The 23,483-nt window shown below is 45.0% G+C and carries 22 protein-coding genes, 2 other RNA genes and 2 pseudogenes; 4 read left to right on the plus strand and 22 right to left on the minus strand.

Annotation, left to right across the window (positions count from 1 at the left end; translation table 11 throughout):
• Positions 1-82 precede the first annotated feature (82 nt).
• The 5 genes from GJB61_RS27110 to GJB61_RS27130 form a co-directional block, all read right to left on the minus strand.
• Positions 83-1,045, minus strand: coding sequence for an amidohydrolase family protein (locus GJB61_RS27110; protein WP_154122164.1), 963 nt, complete (start codon positions 1,043-1,045; stop codon positions 83-85).
• Between the two features lie 368 nt (positions 1,046-1,413).
• Positions 1,414-1,803: a DUF948 domain-containing protein gene (locus GJB61_RS27115; protein WP_195724491.1), complete on the minus strand. Its 390-nt coding sequence runs from the start codon at positions 1,801-1,803 to the stop codon at positions 1,414-1,416.
• Positions 1,804-2,123: 320 nt separating this feature from the next.
• Entirely contained in the window at positions 2,124-2,702 is a 579-nt protein-coding gene (locus GJB61_RS27120; RefSeq protein WP_154122166.1) for an ATPase, read from the minus strand.
• Positions 2,695-2,892, minus strand: a complete 198-nt coding sequence (locus GJB61_RS27125) for a hypothetical protein (RefSeq protein ID WP_154122167.1) — start codon at positions 2,890-2,892, stop codon at positions 2,695-2,697. Before GJB61_RS27125 ends, GJB61_RS27120 begins: the two co-directional genes overlap by 8 nt.
• Before the next feature lie 84 nt (positions 2,893-2,976).
• Positions 2,977-3,522, minus strand: a complete 546-nt coding sequence (locus GJB61_RS27130) for a DUF6155 family protein (protein WP_154122168.1) — start codon at positions 3,520-3,522, stop codon at positions 2,977-2,979.
• A gap of 206 nt (positions 3,523-3,728) precedes the next feature.
• Between GJB61_RS27130 and GJB61_RS32615 the strand changes: the two are divergent.
• From GJB61_RS32615 to GJB61_RS31985, 3 genes and pseudogenes are all read left to right on the plus strand, one after another.
• Positions 3,729-4,237: pseudogene (locus GJB61_RS32615) on the plus strand (TOTE conflict system archaeo-eukaryotic primase domain-containing protein); the annotation flags it as partial.
• A gap of 375 nt (positions 4,238-4,612) precedes the next feature.
• Positions 4,613-5,497 carry a DEAD/DEAH box helicase family protein gene (locus GJB61_RS32620; RefSeq protein WP_420819776.1) on the plus strand — a complete coding sequence of 295 codons (885 nt, stop codon included), beginning with the start codon at positions 4,613-4,615 and terminating at the stop codon, positions 5,495-5,497.
• Between the two features lie 45 nt (positions 5,498-5,542).
• Complete coding sequence (locus GJB61_RS31985) at positions 5,543-5,683, plus strand: hypothetical protein (RefSeq protein WP_229522473.1); 141 nt, start codon at positions 5,543-5,545, stop codon at positions 5,681-5,683.
• A gap of 302 nt (positions 5,684-5,985) precedes the next feature.
• Here GJB61_RS31985 and GJB61_RS31990 read toward each other — a convergent pair whose 3' ends face one another.
• From GJB61_RS31990 to GJB61_RS27170, 8 genes and pseudogenes are all read right to left on the minus strand, one after another.
• On the minus strand, positions 5,986-6,168 hold the full coding sequence (locus tag GJB61_RS31990) for a hypothetical protein (protein WP_229522474.1): 183 nt from the start codon (positions 6,166-6,168) through the stop codon (positions 5,986-5,988).
• 14 nt (positions 6,169-6,182) lie between these two features.
• Positions 6,183-6,371: a hypothetical protein gene (locus tag GJB61_RS31995; protein WP_229522475.1), complete on the minus strand. Its 189-nt coding sequence runs from the start codon at positions 6,369-6,371 to the stop codon at positions 6,183-6,185.
• On the minus strand, positions 6,368-6,634 hold the full coding sequence (locus GJB61_RS27150; protein ID WP_229522476.1) for a hypothetical protein: 267 nt from the start codon (positions 6,632-6,634) through the stop codon (positions 6,368-6,370). The genes GJB61_RS31995 and GJB61_RS27150 overlap by 4 nt, the downstream gene beginning before the upstream one ends.
• A gap of 47 nt (positions 6,635-6,681) precedes the next feature.
• Positions 6,682-7,083 carry a DUF6809 family protein gene (locus GJB61_RS27155; protein WP_154122170.1) on the minus strand — a complete coding sequence of 134 codons (402 nt, stop codon included), beginning with the start codon at positions 7,081-7,083 and terminating at the stop codon, positions 6,682-6,684.
• A gap of 695 nt (positions 7,084-7,778) precedes the next feature.
• The gene (locus tag GJB61_RS27160) at positions 7,779-8,228 is read right to left on the minus strand and encodes a DUF1569 domain-containing protein (protein WP_154122171.1); all 450 of its coding nucleotides are present in this window, start codon (positions 8,226-8,228) and stop codon (positions 7,779-7,781) included.
• Positions 8,229-8,285: 57 nt separating this feature from the next.
• Positions 8,286-8,798 carry a MarR family winged helix-turn-helix transcriptional regulator gene (locus tag GJB61_RS27165; protein ID WP_154122172.1) on the minus strand — a complete coding sequence of 171 codons (513 nt, stop codon included), beginning with the start codon at positions 8,796-8,798 and terminating at the stop codon, positions 8,286-8,288.
• A 321-nt stretch (positions 8,799-9,119) separates the two neighbouring features.
• Positions 9,120-9,504, minus strand: a transfer-messenger RNA (tmRNA) gene (gene ssrA, locus GJB61_RS32685).
• Positions 9,505-9,513: 9 nt separating this feature from the next.
• Positions 9,514-10,287 (minus strand): annotated as a pseudogene (locus tag GJB61_RS27170) (Rpn family recombination-promoting nuclease/putative transposase); the annotation flags it as partial.
• Between the two features lie 258 nt (positions 10,288-10,545).
• Between GJB61_RS27170 and GJB61_RS27175 the strand changes: the two are divergent.
• A complete protein-coding gene (locus GJB61_RS27175; RefSeq protein WP_154122174.1) occupies positions 10,546-12,330 on the plus strand; it encodes a helix-turn-helix domain-containing protein in 1,785 nt (594 codons plus the stop codon).
• A gap of 263 nt (positions 12,331-12,593) precedes the next feature.
• Here the strand turns inward: GJB61_RS27175 and ssrA (GJB61_RS27180) are convergent.
• From ssrA (GJB61_RS27180) to gap, 9 genes are all read right to left on the minus strand, one after another.
• Positions 12,594-12,958, minus strand: a transfer-messenger RNA (tmRNA) gene (ssrA, locus tag GJB61_RS27180).
• Positions 12,959-13,164: 206 nt separating this feature from the next.
• Positions 13,165-13,644, minus strand: a complete 480-nt coding sequence (smpB, locus tag GJB61_RS27185; protein WP_154122175.1) for an SsrA-binding protein SmpB — start codon at positions 13,642-13,644, stop codon at positions 13,165-13,167.
• Between the two features lie 230 nt (positions 13,645-13,874).
• The gene (gene rnr / locus GJB61_RS27190) at positions 13,875-16,790 is read right to left on the minus strand and encodes a ribonuclease R (protein ID WP_154122220.1); all 2,916 of its coding nucleotides are present in this window, start codon (positions 16,788-16,790) and stop codon (positions 13,875-13,877) included.
• Between the two features lie 299 nt (positions 16,791-17,089).
• Positions 17,090-17,323 (minus strand): preprotein translocase subunit SecG, encoded by a 234-nt coding sequence (gene secG, locus GJB61_RS27195; RefSeq protein ID WP_154122176.1) that lies wholly within the window; start codon positions 17,321-17,323, stop codon positions 17,090-17,092.
• Between the two features lie 165 nt (positions 17,324-17,488).
• Positions 17,489-18,775: a phosphopyruvate hydratase gene (eno, locus tag GJB61_RS27200; RefSeq protein WP_154122177.1), complete on the minus strand. Its 1,287-nt coding sequence runs from the start codon at positions 18,773-18,775 to the stop codon at positions 17,489-17,491.
• Positions 18,776-18,826: 51 nt separating this feature from the next.
• Positions 18,827-20,371 carry a 2,3-bisphosphoglycerate-independent phosphoglycerate mutase gene (gpmI, locus tag GJB61_RS27205; RefSeq protein ID WP_154122178.1) on the minus strand — a complete coding sequence of 515 codons (1,545 nt, stop codon included), beginning with the start codon at positions 20,369-20,371 and terminating at the stop codon, positions 18,827-18,829.
• Positions 20,372-20,374: 3 nt separating this feature from the next.
• Entirely contained in the window at positions 20,375-21,127 is a 753-nt protein-coding gene (tpiA, locus tag GJB61_RS27210) for a triose-phosphate isomerase (RefSeq protein WP_154122179.1), read from the minus strand.
• Between the two features lie 27 nt (positions 21,128-21,154).
• Positions 21,155-22,336, minus strand: coding sequence for a phosphoglycerate kinase (locus tag GJB61_RS27215; protein ID WP_154122180.1), 1,182 nt, complete (start codon positions 22,334-22,336; stop codon positions 21,155-21,157).
• 125 nt (positions 22,337-22,461) lie between these two features.
• Positions 22,462-23,472, minus strand: a complete 1,011-nt coding sequence (gene gap, locus GJB61_RS27220) for a type I glyceraldehyde-3-phosphate dehydrogenase (protein WP_154122181.1) — start codon at positions 23,470-23,472, stop codon at positions 22,462-22,464.
• Positions 23,473-23,483 lie beyond the last annotated feature (11 nt).

Consider the following 23,483-nt stretch of genomic DNA (forward strand, 5'->3'; position numbering starts at 1 on the left):
CCTAAATAACCGCAAAATGAAAAAGGACACCCTCAAGGTGTCTTTTACTTTACATGTATGGAGCCGAGGGGATGCGTGCCGTTTACTCTCTAAGACCTATCAGACGGATTTCATTTAGCTCCTCTGCGGTTATTAATCCGGATTTGTACAGATTCATATACTCTTGAGAAACGCTTTGATTAAAAATCAATAAATCATCAGTATTAATCGTCACCGGTATTCCAAAATTATAAAGCTTGCGAATAGGATGGCTGTCGTAATTCTCCACCACACCAAGCATAATATTGCTTGTTGGGCAGACATTCAATTGAATATTGTGATCGGATAACCACCTCATAATCTGAGGTGAGCGGGCTGCCGCGATCCCATGATGAACCTCTTGGAGCCCCAACTCCTCAACGGCCTCCCTTACATCATCAGCAGTTCCGAATTCCCCCACGTGAGCTTTTAATACTAGACCCGCAGAGTTTGCAGCTCTGTAGATGGAATTGAAGCAAACAATAGGCTGAGCAAATTCATCACCGCAGATATCTATAGACCGGAACCACCGGAAAGCCAATATTTCATCCATCCGACCGTAAACATTATCGATATTGCAGCCCCGATCCAAGGCTAATTCCGGTAGAAACCGCGTTTTGGGAGCAAAGACGCGATGAAGATCGTCAATTATCCGCGAAAATGGTTCCATTCCTCCCAAAGAATCAATCTCATCGATCCCGAAGCTTAACACCAATCTTTCTATGTGATCCTCGGCCGCCTGAACAAAGGAAGCTTCGATACGTTTCAAATAGCCTTGGATACCGGGACAATGGCGTTTTACATGTTCAACATACCAGCTTTGCATTTCAAGCAATGATTGAAAGGGTTCTGTAGGCGGTTGAATGCTAACGTTAGCCCATTCGCCAATATATTGAATCGTCCCTCCACGTCCGGCGTGATTATGTAAATCGCTTTTCGGAATGGTTTGCAAATTCGTAAGAGATTCATTCCTCAAGCTATCCATAAATGTTTGTTTTATAGAGAACTGCTCAAGATCAGCTGACAACCTTAACAACTCCTTCGAGATATTGGAATGATATATGGACAATATTCCCACACCTTAAAATCACTGTCAATGCATTTTGCCGGTCGAGCGATATTAATCAGGATGTACTCATGGTGGGCCAGCACCCAGTGTTGCAAGGCACTGCAACCACCACATACCCTGGAATTACTCCAGAAACATGAAAAAGGACACCGATTAAGGTGTCTTCACTGTTACTCCATATGGAGCCGAGGGGATTCGACCCCTGTCCGAAGATAACGGCACATAAGCTTCTACGAGTGTAGTGAAAGTTTTGATGTCACCGAGTATCGCCCCATGGAAGAGTATCCATCTTGCATAGAACAGAATGGATATCATGGATCTTCGGTTTATTGAGATTTTGTATTAATTCGAATCTGATGGTTTTGATGCTTGACTGGAGGCTTTTCGAGTTCTTGATTTAAGGTATGACCTATTCCTGCGGCCGTTTTTATAACTGACTCTGTTACGCTCTGAATTACTTCTCCCACATTGTGCGCAGATTCAAAAATTGGATCTATGGTTTCGATTTTACCTTTTACATCTTTGGTAACTTGATTAGCCGTGTGAATGAGTTGAGAAGCTTCTCCAGTTAAGCCATGAATAGCATTTCTCACATCAACTAACGTCTTATTGGTTTCTGAGAGTGTGGTCATTCCTTTGCGTAGCGTTAGAATCAAAAAAACAACCAAAAAGATAAAAGCAACTGCCACCAAAGCAATACTAAGTTGGATAACCATACAACACCTCCTGTAGTTCCACTGTATGTACAACTTGTAGGCATCATTCCTAGTAGTGCTAACGAATTTTCTATCCATGAAAACCAACCTCAGAAACCACGTCACAACTGCCTTTTAACCGTTATTCATAGTTCAAAAGAATCGCCAAAATGAAAAAAAGCACCCCTCAAGGTGTCTTTCACTGTTACTCCATATGGAGCCGAGGGGTGGACTTGCAGAGCCACAATTCGGCGGGGGTTGCTGTTAGAACTGTACGTGCCGGTTAGCAAAGACGTTACAAATCCCTTGCTCTCGCATAACTGGCCCTAATTTGGACCAACTTAATACAAGTAAAATTCCAAAGCTCCCCTAGCCCACGTAGGAATCTCTTGTCTACAAAAGCTGATTTGTGAAAGTTTGATTTCTGCCACAACCTCAGGTTCACTGGTGTTGTCGATCATAGTGACTTCATCTGAAATCTCCAAGGCAGGCTTCAGGTTACTTAAAGATTGACCATATCTCCACCGGATATCTTCTTCCGCAATCCAGTGCCCTCCCTGTTCCACTCTTGAAGCTACCCGATCAATATGCATCTGCACATCCTGCAAACCAATATAATACATGACGACCTTATAACCTTTTTCCTTAGCTGTCTTCATATGACGTAAAACAAAACTTCCCGACAGAGTAGTTTCTATAGCGAAGTTTTCTTTTCGCCCGATTAACTCCCTTATTTGCTTTACAGCCTCTCGTCCAGCAGACAGGTCAGCACTTCTGGGATCTTCCGGGTTAATCTTTTTGGCAATCTGGTCAGGATCAATAATAGTTCCAACGTAATCCCTCATTTGAAGGCTGATTGTGCTTTTCCCGGCTCCATTAGTGCCAGCAAAAACAGTCATTACAGACTCTGGTTCAGTCATGGCTAGCAAGCTCAGTGCGATTTCCGGCTACATCATAAGTAATCTCGAATTTTTGCCCAGTGGCATCTTCACGTATCCGTTTGCCGTCTTTTATATAATAAATGGAGGCTCCAGCCTTTTTGGCCTCTGCGACTGCATGCTGATTAGCCTTTTTCAATAACCGTTGCAATTCTTCTCTTTGGGGCAGCATTAGGATAGCACCTCGCTCGGATTTCGATTTTTATTTATAATATTATAACACAATCCTTGCGGTTAAATAATTCGACCGTATAAGCTACTCAGGGTCTTCTTCTTCATTCATGTGTCCTAAATAGTCATTATACAAATCCATCATATCAAATCCAAAACCCCAGCCAATATCCTGACTGCTCTGCATCAATTCGTTGCATCGGTCTACAAACTTATCTTCTAATTGATTGTCCACAATGTACTTTAAGGCTTGTTGATATATGCTTGCTATCGTATGGTAGAATTTCTGATCAATGTCTCCATATGTAAGCGTGAAGTCCACTCCACATTCCACTGTAAAAACCATTATTTCCGCAATTTGCTCCTTGTTGTTTGAAATATTACTAAAGTCCTTTATTGCTTTCTTCATAACCGAGTATCGCAGAATCTCTCCCTTGTGGTGGCCGAATTCCTTCTCAATAATTTTCTTGTACTTGTCTAAGACCTCCTCTTGATCGGGAAATAACACCGAATAATAATGCTCTTGAATAATTGGGTATTTCTTGACCAAATTCAAGATTTCAGCTTCAAGCTCTTCCCTCGTGAGATTGTTTAAATACTTTTTAATGGTTGAGTTTCTTAATTTCAGCATTATTTTGATCTCCTTAATCCGGTTATAATTCCCAGCATTATTACTCTGCAGCTTACAAGGTATAATATAAATAAAACGTGAGGACCAATCAATGGACAATTTGGAGGACAAATATTGGAGAAACTAATGTTCACCAGTACTCTACCGTAGAGGACAAGCTCGCCATTTGTAAGAGTTATTTTCGCGGCTGAGAAGATGTATACCCGATACGCTGGAGTAACAAACAAGGTAAGTCCGGGTACTCCCCCTTCTGTGCAAATGAATGGACTTCCGTTTGCGAGAAACCCCGAGTGAAATGCTCGGTTTGCAAACACCAGAGCTTCATGCCCCTTACAAACGAAGTGCTGTCAGCCCATTTAGATGCACGGCAAGACCGAACGATTGGTATCTATCCAATGCTGCCGTGATGGAGCTATGTAAAAGCCTTGAAATCCCCACGCTGTTAGAGCGCTCGCGTTCCGGCAATGGGGGGCACATCTGGATTTTCTTCAGTCAAAATATTGAGGCGGCTACAGCCAGAAAATTTGGAATGACCCTGCTAAGTTTGACCATGAACAAAAGATATCAGATCGGCATGGAATCCTATGACCGCCTGTTTCCCAATCAGGACACGCTGCCCAAAGGCGGATTCGGGAACCCCATTGCTCTACCCCTACAAGGTGGACCGCGCAAACAAGGAAATAGCAGCTTTATTAATGAATACTTCGAACCCTATACTGACCAATGGAGTGTATTATCCGGGCTTGGCAAGATGAACGAAGACGAAGTGAGGCAATTTATATACAAATATGGGGAGCGTGGGCTTTTTAACAATGACAGTATTACAGCGGGATCAGACCACGAAGCAGATGGATTGACCTTGTTACAAGAGAACCAGACTCAGATAAAAGAGGTTCTGATGGAATCTTTACCTGCTGAAATACAGGTCCTGCATTCGGATCGTCTTTATATCCTCAAGTCTGGACTTCCTTCAAGTGCAATTCATGCCCTGATCAAAATAGCTTCCTTCTCCAATCCCGATTTTTATAAAGCTCAAGCGATGCGGCTCTCCACCTACGGTAAACCCCGTGTCATCTCATGCGCAGAGGATATGGGGAATTATGTAGTTCTTCCAAGGGGATGCCTGCAGGATGTGTTATCCTTTTTCAAGCAAAATCAGGTCAAAATATCACTTGAGGATCAACGATCGTCTGGAACTTCAATAGAGGCAGAGTTCACCGGTACGCTGACCACTCTTCAGGATACAGCAGCCAGAGCGATTTTAAACCAGGATATAGGCATTCTCTCGGCGGCAACCGCGTTCGGTAAAACTGTCGTAGCAGCCAGCGTCATCGCTTCAAGAAAGACAAATTCCCTTATTCTGGTGCACCGCCGGGAGCTTATGGAACAATGGCAGGAACGTTTGCAAACCTTTCTTGAAGTTCCTAAACAAGCAATCGGTATGATCGGTGGCGGCAAAAATAAACGAACCGGCATTATCGACATCGCTGTCATTCAGAGCCTCAACTATAAAGGGAATGTTAAACCCTTCTTAGGTGAATACGGACAAGTCATTGTGGATGAGTGCCGTCACGTATCCGCCTACAGCTTCGAACAGGTTCTGCGGGAAGTCAGAGCAAAGTATGTATTTGGCTTAACGGCCACACCTAAACGGCAGGACGGACAAGAAGCAATTGTACGGTTCCAGCTTGGACCTGTGCTATTAAAGGTGGATGCCAAAACCCTAAGCAGCTCCAGAGGATTTTCATTAAGGGTTGTTCCCCGGTATACCCATTTTCAGATCAAGCCAGGAGAAAAGGCTTCTGGTATTCAGGATATCTATCAGCAGCTTGTAGATAATGAGGAGCGAAACACGCTTATTTTTGACGATTTACTTACCTGCCTGGATGAAGGCCGCTCTCGCTGCTGCTGGTTGAACGGACCGCTCATGCTGAATATTTTGCAGAGAGATTGCATGCTTTTGCCAAAAACGTAATTGTGCTTAGAGGCGGAATGGGAAAAAAGCAGAGAGAGGCTCTCCGTGCCCAAATCGCCTATTCCAGACGATCAAGAACGGGTAGTTATCGCTACCGGCAAGCTGATTGGTGAAGGCTTCGATGATGCTAGACTGGACACCTTGTTTCTTGTCCATCCCATCTCTTGGTCAGGCACCTTGCAGTAATATGCCGGCCGCTTGCACCGAAGTCATGCGAATAAAGAAGAAGTGAAAATATATGATTATATTGACCTTCAGGTTCCTATGTTAATGGGGATGTTCAAGAAAAGAGTGAAGGGATATCGGAAGATGGGGTATAGGGGGGCGGAGTTGTAGAAAAGTATGTAAAAATAGAACAGGCGTGTTGAACCCCTTTCCCAAAAAGGGTCTTAGTGCCTTGCTGGGAAAGGGATTCTGGAAACTGAGGGGTGGACGTGCAGAGCCACAATTCGGCGGAGGTTGCTGCTGGAATTGTACGAGATAGCCGTTTAGCAAACGTTAGTTTTCAATTGCATTTCTCCAGTGTCAATCACAGCCCCTGCTTGTTTCAAAAAGTTAAAACCCAGGATGCCGTCGATTTCCATGCCATAATCCATGTTCCCGATTTTAACTTGAAAATCCTTAAGTATTGCTTCATCGACTATAATCGAGTCCAGGTATTTGGTGTACACATACTCCACACCACCTACACCCCTATAATATCAACGATATCATTTCCTTCAGGGACCATACCTATTTCTTGTACAATATCCGCATTCAAAAGTGTGCTGGCAGAACCTGTGTCAAGCAATACCTTCTCCAGCTTTAATTCTCTCCCTCTAAACACAACTGTCATGCTTACAAAGGGAAGCCCATAGCTTTCTGTTATGTTCATCTTGGCCCTTTGATCCCCACATATCGTTCTCGCGCCACAACCTCAGGAAGGGAAGTGTGAAAAAAACAATACTCGCGATGTGGAGCTTGATGGTGCAACTCACTGTACCGTTTCAATGCTTTGGTAGAGTTCTCATAGGAGTCGATTACAGACATCTCTTCAATAAAACGCTGGCCTTCCTTGGAATAGGCTTTAGTCGCCTCAAGAACGACCCATTCATTCGGAAAACGCTCCTGAACTTCATCCCATCGAATCTTGGACACCTCCGGTTAGATGATTACAGTTATTATAGCATATCGTGTATTAACTTCTAAACCAGAGTCAGACCTCCGCCCGATCTCTGGAGCTCTTTTATAAAGCGGTATCCTTCCAGAATTCCAACCACAAAAGCTTCCTCTTCTTCGAGACCCTGTTCTGTGCTCATAGCCTCCTCCATGAATCCGTACAATTCACGTTGATTCTCGTTTAAACTACTGTGTAGGCGTTTGATTGCATAAGATGACTCTTCGTTGGCTTTCCTGATATGAGGATTGTTAGAACGTATTCCCCATATTTCAAGATGTCTTCTAGCGGCTACCTCACTCAGTATTTCTCTCATTCCATCTAGATAGGCACTTTCTAGCGCTTCATATTCAGACATCGTTTCTCTTTTCTTCGGAAAATGCTTTCCCACTGTATCCATCTTTACCATTGATATATGAAAAGCTCCCATTCCGTATTCCTCCTTTCAAATCTACTAATAGTGTTTCCTATTTGCTAGATTTAAAACAGCAGGAATATCAGAAAATCCTCTATAAAAAGAACATGCGTTCTTGATTTTCATTAATAATTCTGCTAATTTAACAATAGAACATTACCGAATAGAGATGTTACATCAAGATAACACCAGAAGTAGGTAGAGTTTAATATGATCTTAAACTTAAAATTAGGAGGGAACTACTAGTGGCCAAATTTTATTACTACAACAAAAATACGGATAACAAGGGTAATCACGAGGTTCACACAGAAGACTGTTCCTATATTCCCAATTCATCCAATCGAATTTTAATTGGTTACGAAAATATTTGTCAATCTGCCATTCAACGAGTTAAAAAAGATACAAACAAATTAAATTATGATGGTTGCTACTTCTGCTGTAATGAGTGTCACAAAGGCTAATCCCCCTGCTAGTATGCTTCTCAATTACATGAGAGATATAAAACGTATCTATTCCAGCAAAATATCTCCTTTTACTCCACGAAAAAATCGACCAATTAAGGTCGCCTTTTCTGATACTCCATATGGAGCCGAGGGGTGGCTTGGCAAATCCACAATTCGTCCCCGTGTGATGCTTAGGATGTTCGGGGAGGTCGCATAGGTCTTAGGGATCTCTCTCGTCCTCACTTCGACCCAATCCTAATTATTATACTAACCACCAAATTGTCTTAAATGATGGTCTAGATGTTTATAAATCACTTTACCCCATTGCTCAGGAGTTATTTTTCCGAAAAAAGGATGTGGATGGGATGAACATTTCTCCGGACCGTTACTTTGGAAAGTTAAAATCCTTTGTTTCAGTTTTTCTTTTTCCGTCTCAAAATCTTTGTTATCTGAAATAAGTATGGTCGGAATTGTTGACATATTGTGTGGTATAGGCTTGTCATTATAAGAAATAGGTTTCACAAACCTTCCTATTAACCTTCCTAGCCAAGATCTAGGCGGAAAGGAATTTCCCATTGGGATGTCTTGAAACGATGAGCAATGAGCCAACATTTGCGCAGCATTCATTGTTCCCCATTGTGGTTTCGAATTTGGACTTAATTTCTCGATACGGTTCAGTATTTCTACTGTATGCAATTTACTGTAGATAGTCTCCATTAGTACCTCCCCCCCGTTAAAATTAATTATATTTACGACTCCTTTTACCATCATTAATCACTTATTCTCATCATCATTTTTTTCTTCAGTATTAATGCTTTGCCAATTTCCATTACTAAAGAAGTTTACCTCCTTCTCCAGAATTCGCCCGACATTCTCAAGAGCATCTGCTATTTTACTCAATTGCTCTGGGTCGAGTTTGGTAATTAAATATCGGTTCCATTCATCACTTTTTTCGTAGATAATACCCAGCACTTCTGCACCTTTCGGAGTAAGTTCAACTAGCTTTGTACGTCGATCAGTCTGGTGGTCCTTATAGATAGCCAGCCCTTCATTTACTAATACGTCGGCAACACGTTGCACGCTCTGACGCGCATGTCCCATATCACGAGCGATCTTTGCCACCGTTTGGGGTTTAGATCCAATACGGCCAAGAATCTGCCACCTGGCACTGCTTTGATCAATTGAAGACGTGATAATGTCCCCGGAACGCATTAGTAATCCATTAATTTGGAATATATTCAGTGAAAATCTGCTTATTGGATCCTCTGGTTTGTCTATTGTATTCATGAGTGTATCATAACAATTTGACAGTATGCTGTCAATATATTAGGCTTTAGAAAAGTAGTTTTAAGAAGTAATAGTAAAAATCATAAGGTAGCAAATGAGGCACGGAAGGCGAAAACACAGGCCGAAGGGGAGCGCATTTAACACTGGTTACGTGGAAGACAAAGTCTCCTATCTCCGTATAGCATCAGTAAAACTCACTCTATCCATTAACTGCAAGCCCTAGAAACAGCTTAGTGATAAGCCTCTTAACCGCCACGCATAGTCCAAAACAGCCGCTGAAATGAAAAAAGACACCCCTTAAGGCGTCTTCTCTGTTACTCCATATGGAGCCGAGGGGATTCGAATCCCGTCCGAAGATACAGATACATAAGCTTCTACGAGTGTAGTGACAGATTTGATGTCACCATGGAGACTCCCTGTCACAGGATTCCCTTCGGGTCAGCCTGATTATCTTCTTCAGCTCACCCCAGGCGGAGATGAGACAGCGTATCCCACTACTTGTTAGCCCCTAGCCCTGTCACATGGACGATGCAGAGTAGAAGCACGCGCACAGTTTCTTAGGCTGCGAAAGCGTAGTTGTTTTGTGTTTTGCCGTTTAATAGGCTTTAGCGTTGATGATACTTGACATCATCAAACAGGCAACATATTAAAGCTTGATAGACTTGATTTCACCTTCACTAAGCCCTGTCGCCTTCGCTACAGCTGCATAATCCATCCCCATTGCCAGCAAATTGCGAGCTACTTGAAGCTTACCCTCAATAATCCCAGCAGACTTCGCCCCTTCAACCATGGACGCTTCATCATGCAAATACTTCTGTCTGGCCTCATACAATCGTCTAGCGTCCGAATCCTGACTCAGATATTGCAGGGTATCCATGGCCTTTTCCAAACTCGGTTCATTCATCTTCAGCACCTCCCATTGTGATGTATCGGCACCTTTCAGAAACAGTAACCAATTGATCAGTCCGCCTTCAGACGGAACACTATGTTCATCTAGCTTCGGCAACTCCAAGAAATGAACCTCGATGTCGTCAATTAAAGATATTCCCGTCCGGTCTTCACGCAGATGGAATACATTATGATATTGCTCATTCTTCAGGAACGCATAGTTTAAAATGTTAATCGTCACACATTTCTTCAACTCTAGATATTTGTCACCTTCACTGAGTTGGCTGGCATACCGTTTACTCCAATAAAAGAGCGTACGTTTCGCTATATCGTACTTATTAAACAACTGCATTTCTATATCAATTAGTTTACCTTCTGCGGTCTTGGCGTAAACATCAAAGATGGATTGTTTGTCGAGTGGATCATCTTTATCCGTATAGGGATTCATCAGGATGATCTCAGTCAGCGGCGGCTCTCCAGCTTCCGTAAAAATGCGGTTAAGAAACGCCAGTAGCACATCCTTATTGTTTTCGCTGCCAAATATCCGTTTGAATACAAAATCTACACGCGGGTCTAGCAAATCCATCGGCATCAGCTCCATTCATTATTATTATAGCATTTATCAATGGCTTTGAACCTTGTAAAGAGGCGTAAAACCGCTCAGATGAATCCGGTTTCGTTTGAAGCTTTGTAGGCTTTAGAGAATTAGTTTCAACGAATCATACTACGGATGAATCTTTCCATTCAACCCATGGTTGAAAAATTACCTATATACTCATCTTGGGATAACTGGTATTTCTATTTCAAGCTCTTATAATAAAAGTAACGACGTCGTAATCCAATTTCAGGAGCTGTAAATATGTTGAGCAATGAAAAAGTTGGAACCAGGATTTCAACTCTCCGTAAAGAAAAACAATTATCGCAAGAACAATTGGCTGAACAATTAAATGTCAGTGCCCAAGCAGTTTCCAAATGGGAGACGGGAAAATCTTTGCCCGAAACAGCCACTCTTCCTTTGCTTTCTGCTGTTTTAGGTCATTCGATTGACAGTATTTTGATGCCTCAGCAATTGGTTGTTCTCTATGCTGCTTACACAGATGGTCATGAAAATCATGACGTTACTCATTTTATTAACCAGTTCGTTATCGGCAATCATTTGGCATTAACCGTAAATGAACAGACTTTTCCCAGTTGTATAAATAGTAGTCGAATAAAACTGCTGTTGATCAAATATCAGATACCTTCCGGGACTTATACTACTTATGTTTTGCAGGATAGCCTACTGGTAATTGACCTCAAAACTGAGGGTTATGCGGTACAGCCACGGGAACTGGAGTTTGTATTTGCTTCCTACGGCAATGAACAGATAAACAGAAATGTCTTAGGTAAAATGAAACATTATCAATATTTTAAGTGGGAGCATTTCACCGCCAATCACGAACTGTTCCCAAGCCTTATCGAAAACAATGGAAACGATTATCTTTCGCTTGTTTATATAAACACCACAGGTATACATGCAATAAGCTGCCCGGAAGGAGATAGAATTCATTATACACCCGACCGAACCCATCTTTTTAGAAGCGATGCCTTGAATGATCACTATATTGTAGAGAACGTAGGACGTCTGGGTTTTGGTCAAGGAATGGATTGCTCCTGGGCAGGTGCTCTTTATCTTTCACTAAAAACCATGGGACAAGAGACGACCTATGAAACGGTGATGGGTGTTTCCGGAGCGTGCTGGAGAATCGCTTTCACCCCCATTTGGGATTATAGCTCTGCAGATGGACTTGTGGCTTACGACTATGCCAGCCTGGCATTCAAAGCTTACGGACTTCAAGTTAGCTGGGCAGACCGCATTCCCCCAGAGCAACGTAAATTGGAGAAGCAGGCGGTTATGGCTAGCATTAGAAAACATCAATTGCCGATCGCCATCAATCTTCGTGTCGCTCCCGAATGGGGTGTCATCACAGGTTACATCGATGGTGGAAACACTTTGCTGTGCCGCAGCTATTTTGACGAAGAAACATTCATAGAACTCAAAGACGACCCGGAATTCCGGGAGCACATGAAAATGAGTAAAGGATATCTGAACGTGGATCAATGGCCATACCTCCTCATTCGTTTTAACGGCGAATCGGTTAAGCCATCCACTCTGGATAGTCTTTATGCTTCGCTTCAGGTCAAATTGGACTCCATGAAGGCCCGAGAAAGTAGAGGATATACACTGGGTTATCAAGGCTTGCAAGAATGGCAGGAAGGCTTGCTGGACGAACAGTGGTATCAACTTGCGGACGATCAAGATTTTTCCCGGAGGCTCGGCGTCAATCACTTTTGCTTAATGGCTCTGACCGATGCCAGAAGAAGTGCGGCAGATTACTTAAACCATTCGTGCTTATCCATGGGAACTTCCCCCACTACCGAATATTTAAGCCAAATGACGGCGGTCTACAAAGAGATGTATTCCCAACTTCAAAATTTCCAAAACAGTCTGACCAACCCGAATTTTGCGGCAACCTTTATTAGTTCCCCCAAACAAGCCTGGACAAAGGAACAACGACAGCTACAAGCCGATTTATTTCAATCCATTATTGCCCTGGAGCATCGTGGAGATAAGTTAGCCAAGAGAATCTTGGAAGTTAGATGAAATTAATAAGAGAGTTGAGAAGGAGCTGGCATCTTAGCTCCTTTTTTTGTCAATGTGGGTATTCGAACCTTGCGGATAGCTTAACTGGTTACGTGGAGGCCTATACCTCCTATCAACGTATAGGCTCAGTAAAACTCACTATATCCATTAACAGCAAGCCTCAGAAACCGCGTACTGGCAAGCTTTTTAACCACCACGTATAGCCCAAAACATCCGCTAAAATGAAAAAAGACACCAATTAAGGTGTCTTTCACTGATACTCCATATGGAGCCGAGGGGATTCGAACCCCTGTCCGAAGATAACGGCACATAAGCTTCTACGAGTGTAGTGACAGATTTGATGTCACCCTGGAGACTCCCTGTCACAGGATTCCCTTCGGGTCAGCCTGATTATCTTCTTCAGCTCACCCCAGGCGGAGATGAGACAGCGTATTCCACTACTTGTTAGCCCCTAGCCCTGTCACATGGACGATGCAGAGTAGAAGCACGCGCACAGTTTCTTAGGCTGCGAAAGCGTAGTTGTTTTGTGTTTTGCCGTTTAATAGGCTTTAGCGTTGATAAAGCGGACGCGTCCCCACTACTCGCTACTCATGCTCGAACTACCCCCGTCGAATCCAAGAGCGGCCCCTCAATTAGTAAGGGCTTCTTCGGATCAAGCGGATCGATCAAGCTTACGAAAGATCCAATCCACAGCTTTCCTCTTGCGAAGTAGCTGTTCAGAAGCAAAGCAGTATGCTTTTACTTATTCAGTATAGCACATTTATCAATACTTTAACACGAGGCTTACAGGAAGTGAAGGGTGAATCTGGAACTTGAGCTTTGTGTGAACCCGGCTTATCTGGCGATCTTTTGCTTATCGCGCAGCACACGCTGGATGTCACGCTCAGCATCACGTTTCGCTGCAGTATCACGTTTGTCATACTCTTTCTTACCTCTACCTAGACCGATCAACAGCTTGGCATACCCGTTACGCACGTAAATCTTGAGCGGCACGATAGTAAAACCATCTCTCTTGGACAACCCAAGCAGCTTGTGAATTTGCACCTTGTGCATCAACAGTTTACGGGTCCGCGTGGGATCATCGGGATTAGAACGATTGCCCTGCGCAAACGGACTGATGTGCATATTGTGAATCTGGATCTCACCGTTACGGATGGTGGCAAAAGCATCGCCAATGTTAGCGCGCCCTAGTCGCAACGACTTAATCTCTGTACCTGTTAGCACCAAACCTGCTTCATAGGTGTCCTCGATAAAATAATCATGGGAGGCCTTTTTGTTCTGGGCTAATACTTTCCCGTCGACTTTTTTACCCATGAGAATCACTCCTCGAATCATATTTCAAAGGGTCTTCCTGACAGAACGTCAGATCTTTATTGTATCAAAAGCTATCTATGGAACGCAAGGAAGTACAAGTTAAGTCTTTGATTCCTTCCTCAATCTATCTCGTCCATATAATTAAAAACAAGCGCTGTTATACCCACAGCGGGTTAACAGCGCTTGTTAATGATCTTTAACGCTATTCGCTAACTGAGTCTTAACTCAGTTTATTTCTTATTTCTATGGCGGGAACCAGGTCCGGCTTCGTTACCTTCGGTCCGCTTAGCAGATACCTGATCAGAGGTCTCGACATTGCCAGGAGTTACCGACTGGCCGATGAATACACCGCCCTTAGCCTTCTTCTTCCGACGGCCTTTTCCTTCAGGAGCCGTGATACTGCCCTCTACAGCTGTCGGGTTAGGGCCACGGTCTTCGCGGCTGCGGAACTTGGTGCTGCCGTCCACACCTTTAGCTTCACCTTCTGAACTGTCCGTGTTGCTGCTAGCTGGACCGCCGTAGCCACCTTTGCCTGAGCCAAAAGCGAAGCTGACACCGCCACGAGCTGCGGCTTGCGCGCCGTATTTGTCAAAGCCGCGGTCACGTCCTCCGCCGCTGCGTTCGCGCGGCGCACCTTTGGCGCCGCCGCTTTCGCCTCTTCGCGGTGCGCCCGCTTTTGCAATCGGCGCCGCTGCTGGCCGGCTCACGTCCTCGCCGGCACCGCTCTTGCGCTTGCGCTTGCTGCGCGCGCTCGGCGCAGCAACGCCTGCGGCTGCGCCCACACCGGCCGCTGCGCGCGGCCCTTCACCGACGCGTGTACCTGCGTCGGCAACTCTGCCCGCCGCGCCAATAGCGCCGCCGGGCTTGCCTTTACCGCCGCGGCCCTTGCCGCCACCGCTGCCAGCTTTACCTGCGGCTGGCTTCGCGAAGCCGCCGCCTTGTGAACGGCCGCCTTTGCCTGGACGGCCGCTTCCGAAACCGCCGCTGCGGCGTTCGCCCATGGCGCGCGGCAACATGCCGACCAACTCGAAATCGATCGTATGGTCGTCCATATTTACCTTAGCGACGCGGATCTTCACCTCGTCACCAATGCGGAACACCTTCGAGGTGCGCTCGCCGATGAGCGCCATATGAGCTTCGTCGAAGTGGTAATAATCGTCGCTCAGCGCGCTGAGACGAATAAGTCCTTCGACGGTATTTTCCAGCTCAATGAACATCCCAAAGCTGGTCACACTGCTGATCATGGCGTCGAACTCCTCGCCAACCTTATCCTTCATGAACTCAGCCTTCTTAAGCTGCTCTGTATCCCGTTCCGCCTCTACCGCCACGCGCTCACGTTCCGAAGATTGCTGAGCAATGTCAGGCATCCGGCTAGCCAAATACTCCTGGCGCTTCGGAGTCAGCGTTCCTCCGCCCATAATCACCTCACGCATAACGCGGTGAATGACCAGATCGGGATAACGGCGAATCGGCGAAGTGAAGTGGGAATAGAATTCCGCAGCAAGTCCAAAATGGCCCGTGCTCTCTGCATCATATTTTGCCTGCTTCATAGAACGCAACATCATCGTACTGATGACGGTTTGTTCCTTCGTTCCCTTAATCTGCTCAAGCAGATCTTGCAGTGCGCGCGGGTGTATCGAATTGCCCCGACCTTTGACATGATGTCCAAAATTGGCGGCAAATGCCATGAAGTTTTGCAGCTTCTCAGGGTCCGGATCTTCGTGAATCCGGTAGAGGAACGGTACCTTCAGCCAGTGGAAATGTTCAGCAACCGTCTCATTGGCAGCAAGCATGAATTCTTCAATAATCTGTTCTGCAACTGAACGATCACGCTTGACAATATCAACAGCTTTACCGGTCTCATCAACAATGATTTTACTTTCTTCAAAGTCAAAATCAACTGCTCCCCGTCGCATCCGTGCCTCACGCAGCTTCATTGCCAGCTCTTTCATCAAGCGGAAATCGGCAATTAGCGGGCTGTAGCGTTCAAGCAATTCTGGGTCTTCATCCTCAACAATTTTGCGGACATTAGAATAGGTCATGCGCTCTTTAGTGCGAATCACACTCGAAAAGACATCATGCTTCACAACCTTCATATGCTCGTCAAATTCCATTTCACATGACATCGTCAATCGATCGACCTGCGGATTCAAACTGCAGATCCCGTTCGATAGGCGGTGCGGCAGCATCGGAATAACGCGGTCTACCAAATACACACTACAACCGCGAGCATAAGCTTCATTGTCCAGTGCGGAGCTCTCAGGCACATAATAGCCAACGTCAGCGATATGTACACCCAGCTTGTAATGACCATTCTCCAATCGTTCCACATTAACCGCATCATCCAGATCCTTAGCATCCTCACCATCAATGGTGACAATATTCAGTCCGCGCAAATCGCGCCGTCCCTGCTGAATGATCTCTTCGTCAGTAATGGAATCTGGAGCGTTCTCAGCTTCGGCCATTACTTCTTCTGGGAATGCTTCTGGCAGCTGATGTTTTCGGATAATAGACAAAATATCAATACCCGGGTCATCCTTATGCCCGAGAATCTCAATAATCTCTCCTTCAGCGGCTGCATGGCCCTCCGGATAATTCACAATACGAACAACAACCTTTTCTCCATCAACAGCACCTTTGAAAGATTGCTTAGGAATAAAAATATCGCGGTTAATCCGCTTGTCATCCGGCAGCACGAAGCCATAGGTCTCTAGACTTTGGAATACACCAACTGTCTGCAGTACACCTCTTTTAACAATCCGAACAACTTCGCCTTCCATACGCCCACCCGAGGGGCTCTTAGAACTGACGCGTGCAAGCACGATATCGCCATTCATGGCACCCTTTAAATCGTTAGCATTAATATAAACATCAGGATGCTCCCGATCGTCCGGTATAAGAAAAGCAAAACCTTTTGCATGTGCCTGCAATCGTCCGCGCAATAAATCCATCCGTTCCGGCACACCGTAACGTCCACCTTGGTTCAGAATCAGTCTTCCATCCTGTTCCACTGCAATTAGCAATTCTTCGAACGCTTTTAATCCCGTGCTATCCTCCAGAGCGAAATGGCTCACCAGTTCGTTATAAGTCATCGGTTTGTAAGCAATTTCGCGCATAAAATCAAGTAATATTTCCTGTGTTATCATGTTCGTCACCTCGGCCCTCCGCAGCTTTACACCGCTGGCATATATGTATGTTTGTCCTTTTTCGCAAAAATCTTGCATGTAATATTTACCTCTATATACTTCATACCCTAGTATACACGAAATCAATCCTTGGCATCCCTATAACTGTCATCTAAAGGTTAACGCAATACTAAATCCTCAGAGGAAATTCAGCATGGTGCAGGGAATCTAAATAATAAGTTAAATTTTTCCTTATCTTCGAACAAAAAAAGCCTTCGCTCCATTCCATTCAGAAGAGAGCAAAGGCTTACTGTAGAAATTTAGTCAATAAACACGGCTGCAAGGATCGACATAATAAAGAATCCAGCTGCCAGTCCAACAGTTACACGTTGCAGAACAAGATCCATACCGCGTGCTTTCGTTTTACCAAAGAGATGCTCAGCACCGCCGGAGATGGCACCGGAAAGACCTGCACTTTTCCCTTTTTGCAGAAGAACGACCACAATCAGACCCACGGAAAAAATCAGGAGCACAATTTTCAAAAACATATCCATTCACTTCCACCTCCTACATCTAAGCATCACTATCTATGGCAAATTAGGTTTCACGATTCATAAACAGTATTCTTATCTTATCATAGCAAAGCGGCTAACACAACTATATAAGCAAAAGACCTGCCGATAACGGCAGGTCTTTTGTCTCCTCCTCAAGAAGAGAGATTATCTTTTGAGGTTGTAGAAAGATTTCATGCCGTTGTATTGAGCCAATTCGCCCAGTTCATCTTCGATACGAAGCAATTGGTTGTATTTAGCGATACGGTCTGTACGGGAAGGAGCACCAGTCTTGATTTGGCCGGCATTGGTAGCCACGGCGATATCAGCGATTGTGCTATCTTCGGATTCACCGGAACGGTGGGAGATAACTGCAGTGTAACCTGCACGTTTTGCCATTTCGATAGCATCAAAAGTTTCAGTCAACGTACCAATTTGGTTAACCTTAACCAAGATGGAGTTACCGATGCCTTCTTCGATACCTTTGTTCAGGCGTTCAGTGTTAGTTACGAACAAGTCATCACCAACGAGTTGGATTTTGTGGCCCAATTTCTCAGTAAGTAATTTCCAACCTTCCCAGTCATCTTCGGAGCAACCATCTTCAATGGTGATGATTGGGTATTTATCAACCCATGATGAAAGCAGGTCAACAAACTCAGCAGAGGTGTAAGATTTTCCTTCGCCTTCCAAGTGGTATTTACCGTCTTTATAGAACTCAGTGGAGGCAACGTCCATACCCAGGAATACGTCAACGCCTGCTTTGTAGCCGGCTTTTTCGATAGCTTCCATGATTGTGGACAATGCTTCTTCGTTAGATGTGAAGTTAGGAGCGAATCCGCCTTCGTCACCAACAGCAGTGTTCAAGCCTTTAGCTTGCAGAACAGCTTTCAGAGCGTGGAAGATTTCTGCGCCTGTACGCAAAGCTTCTTTGAAGCTAGGTGCGCCAATTGGCAGAACCATGAACTCTTGTACGTCAACGTTATTGTCAGCATGTGCGCCGCCGTTAACGATGTTCATCATTGGAACTGGAAGCTGTTTAGCATTGAATCCGCCCAGGTATACATACAATGGCACATCCAGAGCAGCTGCTGCAGCACGTGCTACGGCCATGGATACAGCCAGGATTGCGTTAGCGCCCAGCTTAGCTTTGTTAGGAGTACCATCAAGAGTGATCATCAATTTGTCGATGCCCAGTTGATCAAGAGCGTCCATACCGATAACTTCAGGAGCAATCAGTTCGTTTACGTTCTCAACAGCTTTCAGAACACCTTTACCGAGGTAACGGGATTTGTCGCCATCACGAAGCTCTACAGCTTCATGAGCGCCAGTGGAAGCGCCGGAAGGAACGATAGCGCGGCCTTTAGCACCGGATTCAAGATAAACATCAACCTCAACTGTAGGGTTACCGCGGGAGTCAAGAACCTCGCGTGCGTACACATCAGAAATAATAGTCATGTAATTTAATCTCCTTTTTAACAATGGTTTTGTATTAATGGTTGAACTATTTTACTTGCGGCTGACGATCATGGATTGTCCGGTCATTTCCGCAGGTTGCGGAAGTCCCATCAGATCCAGAATAGTTGGGGCTACATCCGCGAGGATGCCCTTATCGCGCAGCACTACATTTTCATCGGTTAGGATGAATGGAACTGGATTCGTTGTATGAGCCGTGAATGGGCGACCGTCTTCGTCAAATACCATATCAGCATTGCCGTGGTCAGCGATTATAATCACTACGCCACCTTTGGCAACAACAGCGTCTACTACCATACCTACACACTCATCTGTTACTTCTACAGCCCTAATAGTAGGTTCCAGCATGCCGGAGTGTCCAACCATGTCAGGATTAGCGAAGTTAAGGATAATGGCATCTTGTCTTTCAGCTTCGATCTCGGCTACGCAGGCCGCAGCCACCTCGTATGCACTCATCTCAGGCTGTAAGTCATAGGTTGCCACTTTGGGCGAGTTAATTAGGATACGTGTTTCGCCAGGAAGTTCATGATCACGTCCACCGCTGAAGAAGAAGGTTACATGCGGATACTTCTCAGTTTCCGCTATACGCAACTGCTTCTTGTTCTGCTGTACAAGCACTTCACCTAAGGTATTGTCCAGGTTCTTCGGTGAATAGGCAACGAAGCCTTTCACCGTTTCGCTGAATGTGGTCAGGCATACGAAGTGTAAATTGTGTGGGAACAAGGGCCCACGGTCGAATCCTATGAAATCCTGGTTAGTGAACACTTGCGACAGCTGGATCGCACGGTCTGGACGGAAGTTGAGGAAGATGACAGAATCGCCACTCTCTACCGACGTTACAGGCTTGCCTTCGCTGTCTACAATAACGCTTGGTTCTACGAATTCATCAAACACAGAGTTCTGGTACGATCCAGTGATGGCTTGCAGCGCATCTGTGTATTTCGGGCCTTCGCCATAAACCATGGCACGATAGGCCTTCTCTACACGTTCCCAGCGTTTGTCACGGTCCATCGCATAATAGCGTCCGGATACCGTAGCAATTGTACCCACGCCGACTTCCTCAATCTTAGCCATAAGTTCCTGAACGAACTTTTGACCACTATCGGGAGGTACGTCGCGGCCATCCATGAAAGCATGGATATACACTTCATGCATATCTTCTTTCTTGGCAAGATCCAGCATGGCGAACAGATGCTTAATATGACTGTGCACTCCGCCGTCTGATACAAGCGCATATAAGTGGAGCTTTTTACCTGTTGATTTAGCGTGTCTTACCGCTGCAACCAATGTTTCGTTGTCAAAAAACTCCCCGTCGCGGATAGACTTATCGATGCGGGTCAAATCCTGATATACGATCCGGCCAGCGCCAATATTTAAGTGTCCCACTTCGGAGTTACCCATTTGCCCTTCAGGCAAACCAACAGCCTCGCCGCAAGCAGTAAGGGTGGTATTGGGATATTGTTGCAGGTAACGGTCATAATTAGGCTTGTTGGCTTGAGCAACAGCGTTGCCTTCAGTCGTTCCGCGCAAACCGAAACCATCCATGATAATTAAAGCTACGGGTCTTGGTGCTGACATAACTTACTTCGCCCCCTCAACCAATGAAACGAAGGAAGCAGGCTGCAAGCTGGCGCCGCCGACAAGTGCACCGTCGATGTCGCTTTGACCCATATACTCAGTAACGTTCTCAGGCTTCACGCTGCCGCCGTATTGGATACGAACCGCATCAGCTGTTGCATCATCATACAGATCTTTTACAAGACTGCGGATATATGCAATAACTTCGTTAGCATCTTGTGAAGTTGAAGATTTACCTGTGCCAATGGCCCAGATAGGCTCGTAAGCAATGACTACTGTAGCCGCTTGTTCGGCAGTTACACCGGCAAATGCGCCTTCAGTTTGTACTTTACATACAGCTTTAGTCTGATCTGCTTCACGTTCTTCAAGCTTCTCGCCTACACATACGATAGGAGTGATACCGTGACGGAATGCTGCATGCAGCTTCTTGTTCACAATTTCATCTGTTTCGCCAAAATAAGCACGACGCTCAGAGTGACCGATGATTACATAATCCACGCCAAGATCACTCAGCATTACGCCGCTAATCTCGCCAGTGTAAGCACCATTATCTTCGAAATGCAGGTTCTGTGCGCCAATCTTGATCTTTGTACCTTTTGCCGCTGCTACCAATGCTGGCAGGTTAGTAAATGGAGCGCAGATAACAGTCTCTACGCCTTCTACTTCTGCTTGGCCTTTGATTTCGGCGAAAAAGCTTTCCGCTTCTGGAATAGTCTTAAACATCTTCCAGTTGCCAGCGATTATTGGTGTTCTCATGACTTGGTTTGCCTCCTTAATAACGTCTTACTTGTCGTTCAGTGCTTCTACACCTGGAAGCGCCTTGCCTTCCATGAACTCGAGTGATGCGCCACCGCCTGTGGAGATATGATCCATTTGTTCAGCCAGGTGGAATTTTTCTGCTGCAGCTGCGGAGTCACCGCCACCGATAACAGTGTAACCTTCAGTTGTTGCACAAGCTTGAGCTACGGCCAGCGTACCTTCCGCGAAGATATCGATTTCGAACACGCCCATAGGTCCGTTCCAGACAACTAGCTTGGAATTTTTGATAATGTCAGCATAAATTGCGCGAGTCTTAGGACCAATATCAAGACCCATCCATCCTGCAGGGATTTCATTGAATGGAACAATTTTAGTGTTGGCATCCGCACCAAATTTGTCAGCAACGACAACGTCTACTGGAAGCACAAAGTTTTTGCCAAGCGCTTTTGCTTTCTCGATGAATCCAAGAGCGGCATCAATTTTGCTGTTATCTACGAGTGATTCACCAATTTCGAAGCCTTGAGCCTTGGTGAAAGTGTAAGATAGACCGCCACCGATCAGCACGTTGTCAGCCAAAGTCAACAGGTGATCAATTACATCAATCTTGTCTTTAACCTTGGAACCGCCAATGATAGCTGTGAAGGGACGTTCTGGGTTAGTAAGAGCTTTACCTAGAACGGATAATTCTTTCTCCATCAATAGACCGGATACAGCGGGCAGGAAATGAGCGATACCTTCTGTCGATGCATGTGCACGGTGAGCCGCGCCAAAAGCATCATTGACGAATAGGTCAGCCAGTTCAGATAACTGCTTAGCGAATTCAGGATCGTTTTTTTCTTCACCAGGGTAGAAACGAACGTTCTCAAGAACGAGTACATCGCCTTCACCAAGCTCAGCAACTTGTGCTTTTACAGCATCGCCAATAGCTTCGTCAGCTTTTGCTACCGGTTGGCCAAGTAGCTCAGACAGACGCACTGCAGCAGGTGTAAGACGCATGGAATCAACAAATTGGCCATTTGGACGTCCCAGATGACTCGCCAAAATAACCTTTGCACCATGTTCGATCAAATATTTAATGGTTGGAAGCGTCTCACGGATACGTGTATCATCTGTAATTTTTCCATCTTCCAAAGGCACATTAAAATCTACACGCATAAATACGCGTTTACCCTTTACTTCTACATCACGGACACTCTTTTTGTTCATAATTATTTCCTCCACACCCAAAATTGTTTCAATCCCGAATCCAAGGAATATCTTTCCATTTAGAAAGAGCGGAAACAAGGAAAGTCTGTTTCCGCTCTATAGTTGATACTTATAGTAAGTCGGTCTTATTTAGCAAGTTTTGCAAAGTGTTCCAAAGTACGAATCAATTGTGCAGTGTAGGACATTTCATTGTCATACCAAGCAACTGTCTTAACCAGCTGTTTGTCGCCAACAGTCATAACTTTAGTTTGTGTAGCATCAAACAGGGAACCGAAAGTCATACCTTTAACATCGGAAGATACGATTTCATCTTCAGTGTAGCCGTAAGTATCAACATCGGAAGCTGCTTTCATTGCTGCATTGATTTCTTCTACAGTAACTGGTTTTTCAAGAACTGTAATAAGCTCAGTCAGGGAACCTGTAGCTACTGGAACACGTTGAGCTGCACCGTCCAATTTGCCTTTAAGTTCTGGAATTACCAAGCCGATTGCTTTAGCAGCACCGGTAGTGTTAGGGATAATGTTCTCAGCCGCTGCGCGAGCACGACGGAAGTCTCCTTTAGCGTGCGGAGCATCCAAAGTGTTTTGGTCGCCAGTGTAAGCATGAATTGTAGTCATCAAACCTTGAACGATACCGTAGTTGTCTTGTAGAACTTTTGCCATAGGAGCCAGGCAGTTTGTTGTGCAAGATGCGCCGGAAATAACAGTCTCAGTACCATCAAGAATATCATGGTTAACATTGTAAACGACAGTTTTCATGTCGCCAGTAGCTGGAGCGGAGATTACTACTTTCTTAGCTCCACCTTTCAAATGTTTCTCAGCTGCTTCTTTAGTAGTGAAGAAACCAGTACATTCAAGTACGATATCAACGCCGAGCTCGCCCCAAGGCAATTCTTCAGGGTTGCGGTTTGCAAGAACCTTAACTTCTTTACCGTTTACTTTGAAGAATCCGTCATGAACTTCAACATCACCCTTGAAAGTACCTTGAGTTGTATCATATTTAAGCAAATGAGCAAGCATCTTAGCGTCAGTCAAGTCATTGATTGCTACCACTTCGATACCTTCCACATTTTGAATACGGCGGAATGCAAGGCGTCCAATACGTCCAAAACCATTAATACCAACTTTTACAGTCATTAAATAGTTCC

The sequence above is a fragment of the Paenibacillus monticola genome (genome assembly GCF_009664975.1).
In the GTDB taxonomy this organism is placed as follows: Bacteria; Bacillota; Bacilli; order Paenibacillales; family Paenibacillaceae; genus Paenibacillus_AQ; species Paenibacillus_AQ monticola.

What these genes read in the sequence shown, in the direction of transcription:
- GJB61_RS27115 (WP_195724491.1), bottom strand. Translation starts at nt 1,803, where the DNA reads ATGGTTATCCAACTTAGTATTGCTTTGGTGGCAGTTGCTTTTATCTTT.
- GJB61_RS27120 (WP_154122166.1), bottom strand. Translation starts at nt 2,702, where the DNA reads ATGACTGAACCAGAGTCTGTAATGACTGTTTTTGCTGGCACTAATGGA.
- GJB61_RS27125 (WP_154122167.1), bottom strand. Translation starts at nt 2,892, where the DNA reads ATGCTGCCCCAAAGAGAAGAATTGCAACGGTTATTGAAAAAGGCTAAT.
- GJB61_RS27130 (WP_154122168.1), bottom strand. Translation starts at nt 3,522, where the DNA reads ATGCTGAAATTAAGAAACTCAACCATTAAAAAGTATTTAAACAATCTC.
- GJB61_RS32620 (WP_420819776.1), top strand. Translation starts at nt 4,613, where the DNA reads ATGGGGAATTATGTAGTTCTTCCAAGGGGATGCCTGCAGGATGTGTTA.
- GJB61_RS31995 (WP_229522475.1), bottom strand. Translation starts at nt 6,371, where the DNA reads ATGAACATAACAGAAAGCTATGGGCTTCCCTTTGTAAGCATGACAGTT.
- GJB61_RS27155 (WP_154122170.1), bottom strand. Translation starts at nt 7,083, where the DNA reads ATGGGAGCTTTTCATATATCAATGGTAAAGATGGATACAGTGGGAAAG.
- GJB61_RS27160 (WP_154122171.1), bottom strand. Translation starts at nt 8,228, where the DNA reads ATGGAGACTATCTACAGTAAATTGCATACAGTAGAAATACTGAACCGT.
- GJB61_RS27165 (WP_154122172.1), bottom strand. Translation starts at nt 8,798, where the DNA reads ATGAATACAATAGACAAACCAGAGGATCCAATAAGCAGATTTTCACTG.
- GJB61_RS27175 (WP_154122174.1), top strand. Translation starts at nt 10,546, where the DNA reads ATGTTGAGCAATGAAAAAGTTGGAACCAGGATTTCAACTCTCCGTAAA.
- smpB (WP_154122175.1), bottom strand. Translation starts at nt 13,644, where the DNA reads ATGGGTAAAAAAGTCGACGGGAAAGTATTAGCCCAGAACAAAAAGGCC.
- rnr (WP_154122220.1), bottom strand. Translation starts at nt 16,790, where the DNA reads ATGATAACACAGGAAATATTACTTGATTTTATGCGCGAAATTGCTTAC.
- secG (WP_154122176.1), bottom strand. Translation starts at nt 17,323, where the DNA reads ATGGATATGTTTTTGAAAATTGTGCTCCTGATTTTTTCCGTGGGTCTG.
- eno (WP_154122177.1), bottom strand. Translation starts at nt 18,775, where the DNA reads ATGACTATTATTTCTGATGTGTACGCACGCGAGGTTCTTGACTCCCGC.
- gpmI (WP_154122178.1), bottom strand. Translation starts at nt 20,371, where the DNA reads ATGTCAGCACCAAGACCCGTAGCTTTAATTATCATGGATGGTTTCGGT.
- tpiA (WP_154122179.1), bottom strand. Translation starts at nt 21,127, where the DNA reads ATGAGAACACCAATAATCGCTGGCAACTGGAAGATGTTTAAGACTATT.
- GJB61_RS27215 (WP_154122180.1), bottom strand. Translation starts at nt 22,336, where the DNA reads ATGAACAAAAAGAGTGTCCGTGATGTAGAAGTAAAGGGTAAACGCGTA.
- gap (WP_154122181.1), bottom strand. Translation starts at nt 23,472, where the DNA reads ATGACTGTAAAAGTTGGTATTAATGGTTTTGGACGTATTGGACGCCTT.